Raw genomic sequence first — 15,570 nt, forward strand, 5'->3', positions numbered from 1 at the left:
GGCCTTCGGGGACGGCTTTCGGGCCGTCCCCCTTTTGCAGTGGGGGCCGGCCAGGCCGGGATCCCCGCCGATGTCGTGGCGCCGTGCGGCTACGCGCGGCACGCGGCCGGTCGTCGCCCGTCAGGTCGCCGTGCGCATCCCGGTGCTGTGCGACGGCGGCATCCGGCGCGGCGGGGGTCGCGGATATGCGGATATGCTGACCATCCTGCGCGCCGAGCTCGAGGTCGCCATGGCCCTGACCGGCCGGCGCGATCTGGCCGGCATCGACGAGGGCGTGATCCGGCCTAGCCCCTGAAGCTGCGCCACAGGCTCAGCGCGGCATCGGACAGATCGCCCAGCCGGGCCACGACGTGCTCGCGCTCCAGCCCCGGCCCGTCCTCGGCGCGGTCCAGCCGCCGCAATAGCCGCATCACCCGGCGCTTGTGGATGCCGGTCCAAAGCTGGACCGGATCGGCGACCAGCCCGGCAAAGGTCGTCAGGACCGAGGCGAGCATGGCCAGAACCACGCCGGTCAGCACCACCTCGATGCTGGAAAGCTCGCGCGGGAAGGCGCCATACCACATGCGTCCGGCCCAGCTTCCCAGCGCGAAATTCTCGACGGCCTGCGCCTGTGCCCGCAGATGCGCGATCGGGCCGGCCAGCGAGATCACGCCCGGCGTGGCCCGGTGGAACAGCAAGAGCCCCGAGGCCAGCACCAGAAGCGAGGTGGTGATCTCGGACACCGCATTGCGGGTTTCGGCATAGTCCGACACGGCGCGGGCGACGCTGCGGGGCGCGGCCTCGGGGGCCAGCCCCCTTGCGGCCAGATCGTCGACAAAGCCGGCCAGATCCGCCTCGATCCGCTGCGCCACGTCGGATTTCAGAAAGATCTGCCGGCGCGACAGCCAGTCGCCCGCCCGGACCAGCCCGATCCGGCGCAGAAGCGGCGCGCCCAGCCGCACCAGCAGGAACAGCGGCGACAGCATCACGTTGATGGGCGCGCGCAGCAGGTCCAGCCCAAGCGCGTGGCGATGCAGCGCCAGCGTGCCGCGCGGCCCGTAGCGGGCGCGCACGAAGCGGCGGACCTCGGTTTCGCGCCGGGTCATCGGGCGGGTGTCGGCGGGCGCAAGGGCCATGGGCGCGGTCCTTTGGCGGATCGTGCCCAATCTAGGCATCGCGACAGGGAGGCTCAATGCCCGCCGGTCAGATCAGCGCCACCAGCTCCAGCCCCAGGGCCGAGATGAACAGCCAGGCCAGCGCGCCAAGCGCCAGCGGCCGGACGCCCTTGGCGCAGAGCTTGCGGATGTCGGTCTCCAGCCCCATCGCGGCCAGCGCCACCGTCAGGAGAAAGGCGGTCAGGGCGACGATCTCGGCATGCAGCGCCTCGGGCAGGGGCAGGGCGCTGTTCAGCAGCACCACGGCGATGAAGCCCAGCACGAACCAGGGCGTCGGCGCCGAGCCATGCGCGGCCTTGCCGCCCCGCCGCGCCAGCGCGCCCAGCATCAGGATCAGCGGAGCCAGCAGCATCACCCGGCTCAGCTTGGCGACGGTCGCGGCCTGTCCCGCCTCGGCGCCATGCTGGAAGCCGGCGCCGACGACCTGCGCCACCTCGTGCACGGTCGCGCCGACCCAGATGCCGTAATGCGAAGGCCCCATCCCCAGCATCTCGCCCAGCACCGGCATGGCCAGCATCGAGAGCGAGCCGAAGACCGTCACGCAGGCGATGGCATAGGCCACGTCCTCGTCCGTCCCGCGCGTGACCGTGTTCGTGGCGATCACCGCCGAGGCGCCGCAGACCGAGGTGCCGGCCGCGATCAGCTCGGCAAGCCGCGCCTCGACCCCCAATGCCCGGCCGGCCCATCTGGTAAAGACGAAGGTCGCGGCCAGCACCACCGCGATCACCGCCACCCCCGGCAGGCCCACGGCGCGCAATTGCTCCAGCGTCAGCTGAAAGCCCAGCAGCACGATGGCGAAACGCAGCACCCGGCGCAGCGAAAAGCCGATGCCCGGCCGCGCCGCCGCGGGTGTGCCGACAAGGTTGCGCAGCGCCATGCCCAGCACCATCGCCACCACCAGCGGGCTGAGCGCCGGTATGCCCGAAAGCCTCTGCGCCGCCATGGCAAGGATCGCGATGCCGAAGGTCAGCCCCAGCCCCGGCAGGGTGGCGCCCAGCCAGCCCCCGATCGCGGAAGATGTTTGCTGGCCCTGGTCGGTCGAGGACATGGTCGCGCTCCTTTGCCTTTGGGGCGGAACATGGTCCTGAATCGACGTTCAATCCATCGCATTATATTTGCCATATCGTTCGATTTTACTTATGAGTCTGGCATGACGCTGGAACAGCTCCGCATCTTCCTTGCCGTGGCCGAGCGGCAGCATGTCACCCGCGCGGCCGAGGCGCTGAACCTGACGCAATCGGCGGTCAGCGCCGCCGTCTCGGCTTTGGAGGCGCGGCATGGTGTGCGCTTTTTCGACCGGGTGGGGCGGCGGATCGTGCTGACCGAGACGGGCGAGGCCTTCATGGCCGAGGCGCGCGCCGTGCTGGACCGGGTCGAGACCGCCGAGATGGTGCTGGAGGATCTGTCGCGCGAGCCGCGGGGCCGGCTGCGGGTCCATGCCAGCCAGACCGTCGCCAGCTATTGGCTGCCGCCGCGGCTGGTGGCGCTGCGCGAGATGCATCCGGGGATCGAACTGCGCCTGACGGTCAGCAACACCACCCATGCCGCGGATGCCGTGCAGGACGGCGGTGCCGACCTGGGGTTGGTCGAGGGTGCGGTGGCGCATGGCGGGCTGCACCGGCAGGTGGTGGCCCGCGACCGGCTGGTGCTGGTCATGGCGACCGATCACCCCTGGGCCGGGGTCGAGGCGATGCCCCAGGCCGGGCTGGAGGCGCAGAACTGGATCCTGCGCGAGCCGGGCTCGGGCACGCGCTCGGAATTCGAGACCTGGCTTGCCGGGCGGGGGCTTTCCATTGCCGCGCTGCCCTTGTCGCTGGAGCTGCCCTCGAACGAGGCGGTTCTGAACGCGGTCGCCGCCAGCCAATGCCTCGCGGCGCTGTCGCAACGGGCGGTGGCGCGGCCGGCCGCTGCGGGTTGGATCCGCACCCTGCCGCTGCCGGGGGCGGAGCGGCCGTTTTCGCTGCTGACCAATCCGCGGCGCTATCGCACGCGGGCGGTGCAGGCGCTGATCGACATCCTGACGGACGAGGGTTTCGCCGCAGGCACCCCCTGACACGAAAAGGCCTGCGCCATCGGGAGGGAAGGCGCAGGCCGTCTTCTCGGCGGGGCGACCGGGTCCGTCGCGCTGGTCCCGGTCACTCCGCGAGGGACTTCGTCAACCGTGCTGGGCCTCGGGCTCGGACATCGGCGTATCCTCGTCCAGCACGTCCAGCGTCGGCATGTCCTCGCCTTCCAGGACGCGGCGGGCGCGGTCGCGGTCGATGTCGCCCACCCAGGAGGCGACGACCACGGTGGCGACGCAATTGCCCAGATAGTTCCCCAGCGCCCGGGCGATGCCCATGAACCAGTCGACCGACAGCACCAGGACCAGCCCAATGGCGGGGATCGCCGGGATCGCGGCCAGCGTCGCGGCCAGGATCACGATGGCCGAGCCCGGTACGCCATGCGCGCCCTTCGAGGTCACCAGCGCCACGCCCAGGATGGCCAGCAGGTCGGTGGTCGACAGCGGCGTGTTGGTGGCCTGGGCGATGAAGACCGCCGCCAGCGTCAGGTAGATCGAGAAGGCGTCGAGGTTGAAGGAATAGCCCGTCGGCACAACCAGCCCCACGGTCGAGTCCTTGATGCCCAGGTGTTCCAGCTTGCGCATGGTCTGCGGCAGCACGGCGTCGCTGCTGGCCGTGCCGGCGACGATGCCGACCTCGGTGCGCAGATAGCGCAGCAGCTTGAAGATGCTGAAGCCCGCAAGGCGCAGGACGAAGCCCAGCACCACGAAGACGAACACGGCGATGGTGACATAGAACAGCCCCACCAGATAGCCCAGCTGCGCCAGCGAGCCGATGCCGTATTGCCCGACGGTGAAGGCGATGGCGCCGAACACGCCCAGCGGCGCCAGCCGGACGATGAAGAACATGATCTTGAAGGTGACGTCGCCCGTCAGCTCGATCATGTGCAGAAGCGGCTTGCCGCGTTCGCCCACCAGCGACAGCGCGCAGCCGAACAGGATCGCGACCAGCAGCACCTGCAGGATGTCGCCCTGTGCGAAGCCGCTGATCATCGTGGTCGGGATCAGCTTCATCAGGAAGTCGACGGTGCCGCCGCTGGTGACCTGGTCCGCGCGCTCGACATAGGCCGACAGCGCCGAGGCGTCGAGTTGGCTCACGTCGATGTTCATGCCGTGGCCCGGCCCGAACAGATAGGCGACCGCGATGCCCAGGGCCAGCGCGATGGTGGTGATGATCTCGAAATAGATGATGGCGCGCACGCCGACCTTGCCGACCTTTTTCAGGTCGCCCGCGCCGGCGATGCCATGCACCACGACGCAGAACACGATGACGGGGATCAGCATCTTGATGAGCTTGATGAACCCGTCCCCAAGCGGCTTCATCTTGGCGGCGAACTCGGGCGCGAAGAAGCCGGCGACGACCCCCAGCACCAGTGCCACGCAAACCTGTCCAAACAAGGACCTGGACCAATTCGGCATGTGTTTCCGTTCCTCCCTGTGACGGAAGGGGCAGGCTGCGGCGCGGCGCCTTCGGATGCGTCTCCCTTCGCATCGATGGCGCGCGGTCGCGGCTGACCCCTCATGCCGATGAGTGTTGGCGAATGCCGCATCCGTGTCTAATATTGATTTAACGGTTATCTATAGGGTGACGCTATGAGAATGCGCCAGCTTCGCTGTTTCGTCGTCCTGGCCGAGGAGTTGAACTTCACCCGTGCCGCGCGGCGGCTGAACATGTCGCAGCCGCCGTTGAGCACGCAGATCCAGACACTTGAGCGCGAAGTGGGTGCCGAACTCATCAGCCGCACCAGCCGCAAGGTGGCGCTGACGCGGGCGGGCGAGCTGTTCCTGCCCCGGGCGCGCAACATGCTCGACCAGTATGAGCGCAGCCTGCAGGAGATCCGCGAAATCCAGCAGGGCCAGGACGGATTGCTGGAAATCGGGGCAACCGGCTCGATCCTGCGCGGGGGCCTGTCCGAGCTTTTGGCGCATTTCGCCCGGCTGCATCCGCGAATCACCCTGCGCGTGCACGAGCAGACCCCCGCCGCGCAGATCACCGAGGTGCTGAGCCGGCGCACCGATGTCAGCTTCAACCGCTCGGTGCCGCGCGACGAGGAACTGGCCCACGAATACGGCTGGCGCGAGGAAATGGTGGCGCTGGTGCGCAGCGATCACCGGCTGGCCGGTCGCACCTGCGTTTCGATCGACGACCTGCGCGAGGACCAGCATGTCGTTCTGCGCCCCGACAGCTCCGATTTCGCGGCCTATGTCATGGCCTGCATCGTCGCCGCGGGCTATCGGCCGCGGGTCTCGCAGCAGGTGGTGGATGCGCAGTCGATCCCCAGCCTGATCGTGGCGGGCTTCGGGGTCAGCATCGTGCCGGCGGGCATCGCCAGGCTGACGGCGGGGCCGCTGACCTTCCTGCCGATCCGGCCCAACCCGCCGGTCTCCGAGGTCTTTATCGTCTATCACCACCGCGACCCGGCGCCGGCGCTGCAACTGTTCCTGGCCGAGATCCGCCGCAGCCTGGGCCATGATCCCACGCGCCCCGCGCGCTGAAGGCGCGGCCCGGCCGGACCGGGGATCGGCCGAGGCGCCGAGTTTGGCTTTGACTTACGGGCCGCGACAGGATAGGCGGGCGGCTTGGCTCCGCATTCCGGGCCGGCGGACCATGGGAGGGTCCGGCCGCAAAGGGGATGGTGCCTTTCACCCGGATGCCCCGCATCCCCTTTCTGGCGAAGAAGATGAACGAACATGATATTGCCGCGCCTCTGGCTGCGGCGCTGGCGGCCAAGGGCTATGCCAGCCTGACCTCGGTGCAGGAAGCGGCGCTCGCGCCCGAAGCACGGGGCCGCGACGTGCTGGTCTCGGCGCAGACCGGCTCGGGCAAGACCGTGGCCTTCGGCCTGGCCATGGCCGGCGACATCCTCGATGGAGAGACCCTGCCCGAGGCGGGACAGCCGCTGGCACTGGCCATCGCGCCGACGCGCGAACTGGCCTTGCAGGTGGCGCGCGAACTGGGCTGGCTCTACGAACAGGCGGGCGCGCGCATCGCCACCTGCGTCGGCGGCATGGATTACCGGACCGAGCGCCGGGCGCTGGAGCGCGGCGCCCATATCGTCGTCGGCACTCCCGGCCGGCTGCGCGACCATATCGAGCGCGGCTCGCTGGACCTGACCGCCTTGCGCGCCTGCGTGCTGGACGAGGCGGACGAGATGCTGGACCTGGGCTTTCGCGAGGATCTGGAGTTCATCCTGGGCTCGGCACCGGCCGAACGCCGCACGCTGCTGTTCTCGGCCACCGTGCCCCCGGCCATCGAGGCGCTGGCCCGCGACTTCCAACGCGACGCCCTGCGCATCCAGGCGATGGGCGAGGCACGCCAGCACGGTGACATCGAATATCGCGCCATGTCGGTGACCACCCGCGACCGCGAGCACGCCATCTTCAACACCCTGCGCTATTACGAGGCCAGCCGCGCCATCATCTTCTGCAAGACCCGCGCCAACGTGAACCACCTGCTGGCGCGCATGGGCAATCGCGGCTTCAAGGTCGTGGCGCTGTCGGGCGAACTCAGCCAGCAAGAGCGCAGCCATGCCCTGCAAGCCCTGCGCGACGGGCGTGCGCGGGTCTGCATCGCCACCGACGTGGCGGCGCGCGGCATCGACCTGCCGGGGCTGGAACTGGTGATCCACGCCGACCTGCCGACCAATCCCGATACGCTTTTGCACCGTTCGGGCCGCACCGGCCGGGCCGGGGCCAAGGGCACCTCGGTGCTGATCGTCCCCTCCTCGGAATACAAGCGGGCGCAGCGGCTGCTCCAGCGCGCCAAGCTGGTCGCGGAATGGGGCAAGGCGCCCTCGGCCGACGAGGTGCAGGCCCGCGACGACGCACGCATGCTGGACCATCCCGCCCTGGCCGAAGCGCCGGGCGACGAGGCGGGACTGGCCGCCGCGCTGCTGGACCGCTTCGGAGCCGAGCGGGTCGCCTCGGCCTTCGTGCGGCTGTGGCGCGAGGGGCGCCCGGCGCCCGAGGAACTGTCGGAAAGCGCGGCCCCCGCGCCTTCGGCGCCGCGCGAGCGGGGCGAGTTCGGCCCGGCGGTCTGGTTCCTGCTTTCGGTCGGCCATTCCGGCCGCGCCGAGGCGCGCTGGCTTCTGCCCAAGATCTGCGAGGCGGGCGGCATCACCCGCGACGCCATCGGCGCGATCCGGGTCAAGACCGACCAGACCTTCGTGCAGATCGCGGCACCCGTCGCGCCGAATTTCGGCGAGCGGATCGAATTGGAGCCCGGCCTGACCATGCGCCGGATCGAGGGCGAGCCCGTCTTCGACGCCGCACCCGTGCGTGAGAAAAAGCCGCATCGCGGCCCGGCCCCGGTCGCGGCGCGTCCCGAGCCGCTGGAGCCCCGGACCAAGCCGAAGCCCAAGCCGGCCCGGCGCCCGGCGCTGCTGGACCCCGACGAGGTGAAGCCGCGCCCCGCGCCCGAAGCCGCAGCCGACCGGGTGCCCGAACCCGAGGCGGCCCCGCGCAAGGCACGCTGGAGCGCCGAGAAGAAGCTGGCGCAGAAGGCCGCGCCGAAAGCCGGTCCCCGTGCCGCGGGCTTCAAGTCGCATGGCGCCGCGCCCCGCGACGACCGCCCGGCCCGAGGCGAGGGCGCCGAGGCGCGTCCTAAGCGTGCCGCCGGCTTCAAGTCCCACAAGCCCGCGGGCGGCTGGCAGGGCAAGGCGGGCGACAAGCCCTTCCGCAGCGGAGCAAAGCCCGGCAAGCCGGGCAAGCGCTGACAAGCGGCTGAAACGGCCCGGCAGACGCGGGGGGCGGCTTTGTTCCTTTGCTTCGCAACGGAGATTGCGCCCTTGTCGTGGCGACGAATGGCGGGCATCAGGATCGGCTGATCCGCATCAGGGAAATGCCGTGGCCGCGGCCGAATTCTCCCCCTGCCTGATCACGCCCGGCATCGGAACGGCGAAGGGCGGTTCTGCCGGCGCGCCGTGCTTCCGGTCTCGCGCTCGGCCGGCGCTAGCCCTCGATGCGGTGCATCTCGCGATAGGTCCGGGGCGAGATGCCGAAGCGCTTCTCGAACAGGCGCGAGAGCCTTGCGGCCGGAGACAGGCCCACCTGCGCCGCGACCTGCTTGATCGACAGCCCTCGCGACAGCAACATGCGCGCCGCGTCCAGCCGCACGGTTTCGACGAAATGGGCGGGAGTCTTGCCGGTCGCGGCGGCGAACTTGCGGTGAAAGCTGCGCTCGGTCAGGCCGGCGCGGCCAGCCAGCGCCGGCACGTCCAGCGTGGCGCCGAGATTGGACTGGATCCACCCGATCAGATCGGCAAAGGGGTTGTCGCCCCTGGCCTGCGCCGACAGCACCGGGCTGAACTGCGACTGATGGCCCGGCCGGCGGGCATAAAGGATCAGCCGCTGCGCCACCTCGCCCGCGATGGCCGTGTCCAGGTCGCGCCCGACCATGGCAAGCGCCATGTCGATGCCGGTGGTGACCCCGGCCGAGGTCCACAGGCGGCCATCCTCGACATACAGCGCCTCGGGATCGACGGTCACGCGCGGGAAATGCGCCCGGAAGGGCTCATAGGCATCCCAATGCGTCGCGACCCGGCAGCCGTCCAGCAGCCCGAGGCTTGCCAGCACGATCCCGCCCGAGCAGACCGAGCCGAACCGGCCGGCCTTTGCCGACAATGCAGGAAGCACCCGGCGCAATTCGGGGTCCGCCATGGCGGCTTGCAGCGGTCCGCTTTCGGCGCCCACGATCAGCAGCGTTCCGATCCTGCATCCGCGAAACCCGGCAAGGCGCGAAGTCTGGATGGAAACACCGCTGCTGCTGGCGATCTCGCCCCCGGCCGGCGAGGTCAGCGCGACCTCGTAGAACGGTGCCTGTCCCGCCTGTCCCAAGGCGCGGTTCGCGCCGTTGAGGACGGATGCCGGCCCCGCCATGTCGAGCAGTTCGAACCCCGGATAGACGACGAAGACGACCTGGTGCATTGGCAGGAATTAGCATGTTTCTGTCATTCCTGCTATCGTTGCGGCGGGCTAGTCTGAACCGACGGGCATCCCTTGCAAGCGCATGCCCGACCCGGCAGCCGGAAGGTCGCGCAATGACATGGCGCATTCTTGCCGCAGCGTTTCTGGTGCTGGCCGCAGCCCCTGCGGCGTGGCTGGCGCAACTGCCCGCGCCGGTTCATCCCGCCGCGCCCCCGGTTCCGGCGGCCGAGCAGGCCGGGCTGATCGAGGCCCTGCGCCCGCCCAAGCGGACCCGCCCGCTGATCGCCATCGTCGCGATCAACGATGCGACCGAGGTGACGGATTACCTGGTGCCGGCGGGGATCCTGCGTCGTGCCGGCGTCGCCGACGTGATGCTGCTGGCGACGGGGCCCGGCCCGGTGCGGCTTTACCCCGCGCTTCGGGTCAGGCCGGATGCCACGATCGCCGATTTCGACCGCGCCCGTCCGCAGGGGCCGGATTACGTCATCGTCCCGGCAATGAGCCGGGAAGACCCGCAACTGCTCGACTGGCTGCGGCGGCAAGCGGACAGTGGCGCGACCGTCGTCGCGGTCTGCGCCGGCGCCCGGGTCGCCGCTGCCGCGGGCCTGCTGGATGGCAAGCGGGCGGTGACGCATTGGTATTACCTGCCCGGGATGCTGAAGCGGCACCCCGATATCCGCCATGTCCCGGATCGCCGGATGGTAGCCGACCGCGGGGTCGCCACGACGACCGGCATCACCGCCTCGATACCGATGATGCTGACCCTGACCGAAGCCATCGCCGGGCGCGGCAAGGCGGAAGCGGTGGCGCGAGAGTTGGGGCTGGCCTCATGGGATGCCTCCCATGCCAGCGCCGGTTTCCGCCTGACGCACCCCTTCGCGACCACGGTGCTGGCCAACCGGGCGCAGTTCTGGCGGCGCGAGGAACTGGCGCTGCCCCTGCGGCCCGGCATGGACGAAGTGACGCTGGCCCTGAGCGCGGATGCCTGGTCGCGGACCTATCGCTCGGCCGTGGTCGGCGTGGCGGCTGCGCCGGTGGTCACGGCGAACGGCATCGCCATCCTGCCCGACCGGGCAAGCGGCGGCGAAGGCGCGGGGCAGGTGCCGGCCTTTGCCGACCGGCCCCCGGCCGCCGCACTGGACCTGACGCTGGAGGCCATCGGCAGGCGTTACGGACCGCGCACCGCCGATGTCGTCGCCATGCAACTGGAATACCCCGGGGAGTGAAGGACCGATCATGCGACCGACAAGAACCTGGACCAGCCTTGCCGCCCTTGCACCTGCGGGCGGGCCTGCGCGCCAGCCCGATGAGCCCTCGGCGCAACGGCGTCGATGTCGCGGCGGTGCTGGCCCGGCCGATCCCACCCGCCGCGAAATTCGCACCATGACATCAAAGGAGACCACGCCATGAGAAGGATCATCGCGATCATCTATGTCAGCCTCGACGGGGTCATGCAGGCGCCCGGCGGACCCGAGGAAGACCCAGGCGGCGGCTTCGTCCATGGCGGCTGGGCGATGCCCCGTTGGGACGAGATGATGAACGGCCTTCTGGCCGAGTTGCTGGACCGGCCCTTCGCCCTTCTGCTGGGCCGCAAGACCTACGAGATTTTTGCCGGCTATTGGCCGCATCACACCGACAACCCGATCGGCAGGAAATTCGACGCGGCGGTGAAATACGTCATGACTCGCCGCCTCGACCGTCTGGACTGGGCAGGGTCCGAGCGGGTCGATGCGGCAGGCGTCGCGCGGCTGAAATCCGGTGAGGGTCCCCAGATCCATGTCTGGGGCAGCGGCAATGCCCTGCGGGCGCTGACGGCTGCCGGGCTGGTGGACGAATACCGCCTCTGGATCTTTCCGCTGATCCTTGGCGGCGGCAAGCGCCTGTTCGAGCCGGGCCTTCCCGCCACGGCGCTGACGCTGGCCGACACAAAGGTGTCGACGACCGGGGTAGTCATCAATACCTATCGCCCCGCCGGTCCGGTCGCCTTGCCCGCCGAGGGCCTGGGCAAAGCGGAATGAGGCGGGAAAATGCGCGCCGCCATGCCGCAAGGCGCAGGGGCGATCACGACAGGCTCAAGCGTTCCAGAACGCGGCTGGCGATGGCTGCGGTTTCCTGCCAGCCGGGCAGGGCGTTGCCGGCCCGTCGCGCGGCGTCGCGCATCCGCGCATGCAAGGGTCCGTCGCCCAGCAACCGGCGCAGCGCGGCCGCGAGGGCATGCGGATCATCGGGCGGCACCAGAAGCCCCGTGGCAGCGGGCACGGTGTCGGGAACCGCGCCCGTCGCGCAACTGACGATCGGCAGGCCATGCGCCAGCGCCTCGTCGAAAACCAGGCCGTGGCCCTCGTATCGAGTCGCCAGGGCAAAGATCGAGGCGCTGGCATAAAGCCGCTCCAGCCGGTCGGCATCGACCCGCCCCGCCAATGTCACCCGCCCCGAGACCGGGCTGCCGGCCAATTGCCGGGCGAGTGCCGCGGCATGGGCCCCGTCCCACGGGTTGCCGACGATCACCGCCTGCCAGTCCAGGTCGGCCAGTCCCGCCAGGGCATTGATCAGCATGTCATGGCCCTTGCGCGGATGCAGGATGCCCACCGACAGGATCAGCGGCGGGGTGACGGGCGAGGGTGCGAGCCGGGCCGGCTCGACCCCCGGACGGGCGATGGTGATGCGGTCGGCGGACACGCCGTAGCGTTCGGTCAACATGGCGCGGGCATGCGGGCTTGGGACCAGCACATGGCGCGCCAGTTGCAGGTTGTCGCGCTCGGTCCGGTAAAGATGCGCGCGCCGCGCCGGATTAAGGCCGGTCTCCATCGCCAGCGGATGATGGATCATCGCCACGATGGGCGCGCGGACCCGGGCGAGGCCGGCCGTGTCGATGGCGCCGAAGACCAGCCCGTCCACGATCAGGGGGCGATCCTCGGCCACCAGCGCCGCCACAGCCGCCGCCATTTCGGCGGGGGTCGGGTCGGGAAAGCTCGCGACCAATTGCAGGTGCCGCATGTCGTGGCCCAGGTCGCGCAAACCCTCCAGCAGGCGGCGTTCGTAGATATAGCCGCCGGTCAGCGTGGCGATGTCGCCCGGAATGGCAAAGGCCGCGTCGCAAGGTCTGGTCATGGGCGCACCTGTTCGGGGGCATAGAGGGTCAGGACACGGCGCTCGGCCGCGCCGACGGCGGCATGGCCCAGCCACGAGATCAGCGTGACCAGCACCACCGAGGACCAGAGCATGTCGTAATCGGACACCGAGGCCGACAGCGCCATCAGCCCGCCGATGCCGCCGCCCGTCGCCAGCCATTCGACCACCGTGACCGCCAGCACCGCTGCCGGCACGCTCATCCGGGCCGAGGCGAAAAGCGCGGGCAGCATCGCCGGGATGCGCACATGGATCATCTGTCGCCAGCGGCCGGCGGCATAGGTGCGAAAGACATCGAGGATCTGGCCCGGCGCCTGCCGCAGCCCGTGCTGGCAGGCGACGAAGGTCGGAAAGAACACCATGACCGCGACCAGCACCACCACGCCCGCCGCGCCGCGCCCGACCAGCAGCACGATCAGCGGCGCCGTGGTCACGATGGGGATGGCCCGCAACGCGATGGCCAGCGGCGTGACCAGCGCCGAGAGTGCCGGCAGCAGCGCCAGCAGGACGGCAAGCCCGGCGCCCGCCGCCAGCCCCGCCGCATAGCCCGGCAGCACATGGGCGCCGGTCTGCGCCAGCGCGCCCGCAAGGGTCTGCCGGGCCTCGGCGGCATCCGGCGCCCAGATCAGCGCTGCCAGCACGTCGCCCGGCCGCTTGGCGAAGAACGGGCTGAGTCCCGCCAGCCGCATCCCTGCCCACCACGCGCCAAGGACGGTCGCGATCACCGCGAGCGCCGAAACCGGCGCCGCCCGGCGCGAACGGCGCGCGGTGCCGGGCGGGGCCAGCAGGACGGGCGGCGTCTCGTCCAGAAAGCGATGGGCCAGGGCGCCGATCAGGGCATAGGCCGCGACCGGGACGGCGGCGGCCAGCGCGGCGATGCTCCAGAGCGCGGGCACGTCCAGCGCGCGGGTAAAGCGGATGGTCAGCACGCCCATGCCGCGCTCGGCCCCGGTGAATTCGCCGACCAGCGCCCCCAGGAAGGCTGCCGGGGCCGAGATCTGCAATCCCGCGACCAGATAGGGCAGCGCGGCGCGCAGCCGGACATGGCGCAACTCGGCCATCCGGCCCCGGCCATAGACGTGGATCAGGTCCAGCCATGCGGCGGGAACGGCGCGCAGGCCGGCAAGCAGCGGGATCAGCGTGGTGTAATAGACCGCCAGCGCCGCCAGCGCGATCTGCGGGCCGTCGCCCGGTCCCATCATCACCCGCAGGATCGGCCCCGTCGCGACCAGCGGCAGGCAAAAGACCACCAGCGCCAGCCCCGAGACCAGCCCGGTCAGTCGCGGCCAGAGCAGCGCCAGGCCGGCCAGCGCCACGGCGGCCAGGTTGCCCAGCACGAAACCCGCCGCCGCATTGCCGCCGGTCACGGCCAGCGCGCGGGACAGCAGGCCGGCATGGGCGGCGGTCCATTGCGCGACCTCGGCGGGACCGGCGATCAGGTGGCGGCCCGACAGGGCAAGCGCCGATGCCTGCCAAAAGGCCAGCAGCAGGATCAGCCCGGCCAGCCCATTCCTCATGGTCATGTCGCGCCGGCGGGCAGGGAGAGCGCCGCCCGCGCCTGGGCCTCGATGCGGCGAAAGGCGGGGCTGTCGGTCAGGTCGGGCCTGCGCGGATGGGGCAGGGGCACGGCGATGTCGGCGACGATCCGCGCCGGGCGCGGCGACAGGACCAGGATGCGGTCGGCCAGCAGCACCGCCTCGGCCAGCGAATGGGTCACCAGCAGCGCCGTCGTGCCCTGCGTCTGCCACAGCGGCGGCAGGTCCTGCGCAAGCTGGCGGCGGGTCAGTTCGTCGACCGCGCCGAAGGGCTCGTCCAGCAGCAGGACCTGCGGCGCGGTGACCAGCGCGCGGGCGATGGCGGCGCGCTGGCGCATGCCGCCCGACAGCGCCGCCGGGCGCGTCGCTGCAAAGCCCTCCAGCCCGACCAGCCGCAGCAGATGCGCCAACTTGCCCGGATCGGCGGGCTGGCGGGCGAGCTTGCGCGCCAGCGCCACGTTCTGCGCGGCGCTGAGCCAGGGCAGCAGCGAGGGGTCCTGGAACGCGACCGAGATCGTGCCCTGCCGGCGCTGGCGGGCCGGGTCCAGCCCGCCGATCCGCACCTGCCCGTCGTCCGGCTGTTCCAGCCCCGCGATCAGCCGCAGCAGCGTGGACTTGCCGCAGCCCGAGGGGCCGATCAGCGCGGTGGTCCGGCCGGCGTCGAAATCGGCGTCGAAAACCGCGACCGCCTGCACGCCGCCGGGCCAGGATTTCGACAGCGCCCGGCAGGCGATCCCGGCGCGATCGCCGTCAGGCATGGACCGCCTCCAGGATCGAGCGGTCCCAAAGCGCGGGCGTCACCTCGCGGCCCAGCAGGGCCAGGGTGCGGATATTGGCCTCGACGGCCTCGTCGCTCCACCAGCCGAAACCGTGCCGCTCGGTCAGGTCCGAAAACATCAGCGGCAATTGCCGGCGCGCCTGCAATTTCTGCGTGGGCAGGTCCAGCCCGGCATCGGGGAACATGGCGACGGTCAGCTCGGCCGCCGCATCGCTGTCGGCGCGGCAGGTCTCCCACCCCCGCGCCTCGCCGGCCATCAGCGCCACCAGCGCGTCGCGGCGGCGGGCGAGGCTGTCCTCGGTCGCGATATAGGTCTGGGAATGCAGGGCATAGCCGTGATCGGCCATCAGCATGGTCCGGGCCTCGATGCCCTGGATCGCCATGGCGACCGGCAGGTCGGTTTCCCAGCAGAGCAGGCAGTCCACCTCGGCCGCGACCAGAGGCTGGGCCGTGTATTGCGTCGGCACGATGCGGATCGCGTCGAAATCCACCCCGTTCAGCCGGCACAGCGCCTGAAGCACGGGCGTGTTGGCGATGGCCATGCCGATGCTTTTCCCCGGCAGGTCGGCGGGCGTTTCCACCGGATTGCCCGGCAGCGAGGCGATGGCGAAGGGGTTCTTCTGCATGGCGACTCCGATGATCCTGAACGGTGCCCCCTGCGCCACCGCCGCCGCGGCATAATCGGCTGCCGAGATGCCGACCAGCGCCGTGCCCGCCACGACCGGCGGCTCGACCGGCGCGTTCGGGCCGCCCTGCAACAGCGAGACATCCAGCCCCGCCTCGCGCCACCAGCCGTTTTGCAGCGCGATGTAGCTGCCGGCGAACTGCACCGAATGCAGCCAGGAAAGCTGAAGCGCGACGGCCTCTTGCGCCCGGGCCGCGTGCGGCGACAGGCCGGACAGGCCAAGCGCCAGCCCTGCCGTCCCGCCCTGCAAGAGCCGGCGCCGTGTCAGCGGGGAATGGGTCATCGGGGGACCTCCGTTCGGG

Annotated in this window: 15 protein-coding genes; 7 read left to right on the forward strand and 8 right to left on the reverse strand. The window is 70.7% G+C overall.

Going from position 1 to position 15,570, the window contains the following annotated elements; translation table 11 throughout:
* Positions 1-70: 70 nt before the first annotated feature.
* Positions 71-295: a hypothetical protein gene (locus tag BLT64_RS14990; RefSeq protein ID WP_011750598.1), complete on the forward strand. Its 225-nt coding sequence runs from the start codon at positions 71-73 to the stop codon at positions 293-295.
* Here BLT64_RS14990 and BLT64_RS14995 read toward each other — a convergent pair.
* Together BLT64_RS14995 and BLT64_RS15000 are read right to left on the reverse strand one after the other, a co-directional pair.
* Positions 285-1,115 (reverse strand): DUF6635 family protein, encoded by an 831-nt coding sequence (locus tag BLT64_RS14995; RefSeq protein ID WP_011750597.1) that lies wholly within the window; start codon positions 1,113-1,115, stop codon positions 285-287. The genes BLT64_RS14990 and BLT64_RS14995 overlap by 11 nt on opposite strands.
* 67 nt (positions 1,116-1,182) lie before the next feature.
* Entirely contained in the window at positions 1,183-2,202 is a 1,020-nt protein-coding gene (locus BLT64_RS15000; RefSeq protein WP_011750596.1) for a YeiH family protein, read from the reverse strand.
* Positions 2,203-2,304: 102 nt separating this feature from the next.
* On the opposite strand from BLT64_RS15000, the gene BLT64_RS15005 reads away from it, so the two are divergent.
* Positions 2,305-3,207, forward strand: coding sequence for a LysR family transcriptional regulator (locus BLT64_RS15005; protein ID WP_041530472.1), 903 nt, complete (start codon positions 2,305-2,307; stop codon positions 3,205-3,207).
* A gap of 102 nt (positions 3,208-3,309) precedes the next feature.
* Here BLT64_RS15005 and BLT64_RS15010 read toward each other — a convergent pair whose 3' ends face one another.
* Entirely contained in the window at positions 3,310-4,635 is a 1,326-nt protein-coding gene (locus BLT64_RS15010) for a C4-dicarboxylate transporter DctA (RefSeq protein WP_011750594.1), read from the reverse strand.
* 180 nt (positions 4,636-4,815) lie between these two features.
* Between BLT64_RS15010 and BLT64_RS15015 the strand changes: the two genes are divergently transcribed.
* Positions 4,816-5,712 (forward strand): LysR family transcriptional regulator, encoded by an 897-nt coding sequence (locus tag BLT64_RS15015; RefSeq protein WP_081465085.1) that lies wholly within the window; start codon positions 4,816-4,818, stop codon positions 5,710-5,712.
* Between the two features lie 185 nt (positions 5,713-5,897).
* Positions 5,898-7,931 (forward strand): DEAD/DEAH box helicase, encoded by a 2,034-nt coding sequence (locus BLT64_RS15020; RefSeq protein WP_104492867.1) that lies wholly within the window; start codon positions 5,898-5,900, stop codon positions 7,929-7,931.
* A 235-nt stretch (positions 7,932-8,166) separates the two neighbouring features.
* Here the strand turns inward: BLT64_RS15020 and BLT64_RS15025 are convergent, their stop codons facing one another.
* Entirely contained in the window at positions 8,167-9,141 is a 975-nt protein-coding gene (locus BLT64_RS15025) for a GlxA family transcriptional regulator (protein ID WP_011750591.1), read from the reverse strand.
* Positions 9,142-9,254: 113 nt separating this feature from the next.
* Between BLT64_RS15025 and BLT64_RS15030 the strand changes: the two genes are divergently transcribed.
* From BLT64_RS15030 to BLT64_RS15035, 3 genes are read left to right on the forward strand one after another with little or no spacing between them, the layout of a single operon-like run.
* Complete coding sequence (locus tag BLT64_RS15030; protein ID WP_041530471.1) at positions 9,255-10,367, forward strand: DJ-1/PfpI family protein; 1,113 nt, start codon at positions 9,255-9,257, stop codon at positions 10,365-10,367.
* A 38-nt stretch (positions 10,368-10,405) separates the two neighbouring features.
* The gene (locus tag BLT64_RS27640) at positions 10,406-10,528 is read left to right on the forward strand and encodes a hypothetical protein (RefSeq protein ID WP_260155415.1); all 123 of its coding nucleotides are present in this window, start codon (positions 10,406-10,408) and stop codon (positions 10,526-10,528) included.
* Positions 10,529-10,547: 19 nt separating this feature from the next.
* Positions 10,548-11,159, forward strand: coding sequence for a dihydrofolate reductase family protein (locus BLT64_RS15035; RefSeq protein WP_011750589.1), 612 nt, complete (start codon positions 10,548-10,550; stop codon positions 11,157-11,159).
* Positions 11,160-11,202: 43 nt separating this feature from the next.
* Here BLT64_RS15035 and BLT64_RS15040 read toward each other — a convergent pair whose 3' ends face one another.
* The 4 genes from BLT64_RS15040 to BLT64_RS15055 are packed head-to-tail and all read right to left on the reverse strand — an operon-like array spanning position 11,203 to position 15,551.
* Positions 11,203-12,252: a glycosyltransferase family 4 protein gene (locus tag BLT64_RS15040; RefSeq protein ID WP_011750588.1), complete on the reverse strand. Its 1,050-nt coding sequence runs from the start codon at positions 12,250-12,252 to the stop codon at positions 11,203-11,205.
* Positions 12,249-13,793, reverse strand: coding sequence for an ABC transporter permease (locus BLT64_RS15045; RefSeq protein WP_011750587.1), 1,545 nt, complete (start codon positions 13,791-13,793; stop codon positions 12,249-12,251). Before BLT64_RS15045 ends, BLT64_RS15040 begins: the two co-directional genes overlap by 4 nt.
* Entirely contained in the window at positions 13,790-14,563 is a 774-nt protein-coding gene (locus BLT64_RS15050) for an ABC transporter ATP-binding protein (RefSeq protein WP_011750586.1), read from the reverse strand. The genes BLT64_RS15045 and BLT64_RS15050 overlap by 4 nt, the downstream gene beginning before the upstream one ends.
* Positions 14,556-15,551: an ABC transporter substrate-binding protein gene (locus BLT64_RS15055; RefSeq protein WP_011750585.1), complete on the reverse strand. Its 996-nt coding sequence runs from the start codon at positions 15,549-15,551 to the stop codon at positions 14,556-14,558. Before BLT64_RS15055 ends, BLT64_RS15050 begins: the two co-directional genes overlap by 8 nt.
* Positions 15,552-15,570: the final 19 nt, after the last annotated feature.

This window comes from Paracoccus denitrificans, from assembly GCF_900100045.1.
Taxonomy (GTDB): Bacteria; Pseudomonadota; Alphaproteobacteria; order Rhodobacterales; family Rhodobacteraceae; genus Paracoccus; species Paracoccus denitrificans.

Coding starts and splice junctions, on each gene's coding strand:
- BLT64_RS15010 (WP_011750594.1), bottom strand. CDS start 4,635: ATGCCGAATTGGTCCAGGTCCTTGTTTGGACAGGTTTGCGTGGCACTG.
- BLT64_RS15025 (WP_011750591.1), bottom strand. CDS start 9,141: ATGCACCAGGTCGTCTTCGTCGTCTATCCGGGGTTCGAACTGCTCGAC.
- BLT64_RS15050 (WP_011750586.1), bottom strand. CDS start 14,563: ATGCCTGACGGCGATCGCGCCGGGATCGCCTGCCGGGCGCTGTCGAAA.
- BLT64_RS14990 (WP_011750598.1), top strand. CDS start 71: ATGTCGTGGCGCCGTGCGGCTACGCGCGGCACGCGGCCGGTCGTCGCC.
- BLT64_RS15030 (WP_041530471.1), top strand. CDS start 9,255: ATGACATGGCGCATTCTTGCCGCAGCGTTTCTGGTGCTGGCCGCAGCC.
- BLT64_RS15055 (WP_011750585.1), bottom strand. CDS start 15,551: ATGACCCATTCCCCGCTGACACGGCGCCGGCTCTTGCAGGGCGGGACG.
- BLT64_RS15015 (WP_081465085.1), top strand. CDS start 4,816: ATGCGCCAGCTTCGCTGTTTCGTCGTCCTGGCCGAGGAGTTGAACTTC.
- BLT64_RS15040 (WP_011750588.1), bottom strand. CDS start 12,252: ATGACCAGACCTTGCGACGCGGCCTTTGCCATTCCGGGCGACATCGCC.
- BLT64_RS14995 (WP_011750597.1), bottom strand. CDS start 1,115: ATGGCCCTTGCGCCCGCCGACACCCGCCCGATGACCCGGCGCGAAACC.
- BLT64_RS15045 (WP_011750587.1), bottom strand. CDS start 13,793: ATGACCATGAGGAATGGGCTGGCCGGGCTGATCCTGCTGCTGGCCTTT.
- BLT64_RS15020 (WP_104492867.1), top strand. CDS start 5,898: ATGAACGAACATGATATTGCCGCGCCTCTGGCTGCGGCGCTGGCGGCC.
- BLT64_RS15005 (WP_041530472.1), top strand. CDS start 2,305: ATGACGCTGGAACAGCTCCGCATCTTCCTTGCCGTGGCCGAGCGGCAG.
- BLT64_RS15000 (WP_011750596.1), bottom strand. CDS start 2,202: ATGTCCTCGACCGACCAGGGCCAGCAAACATCTTCCGCGATCGGGGGC.
- BLT64_RS15035 (WP_011750589.1), top strand. CDS start 10,548: ATGAGAAGGATCATCGCGATCATCTATGTCAGCCTCGACGGGGTCATG.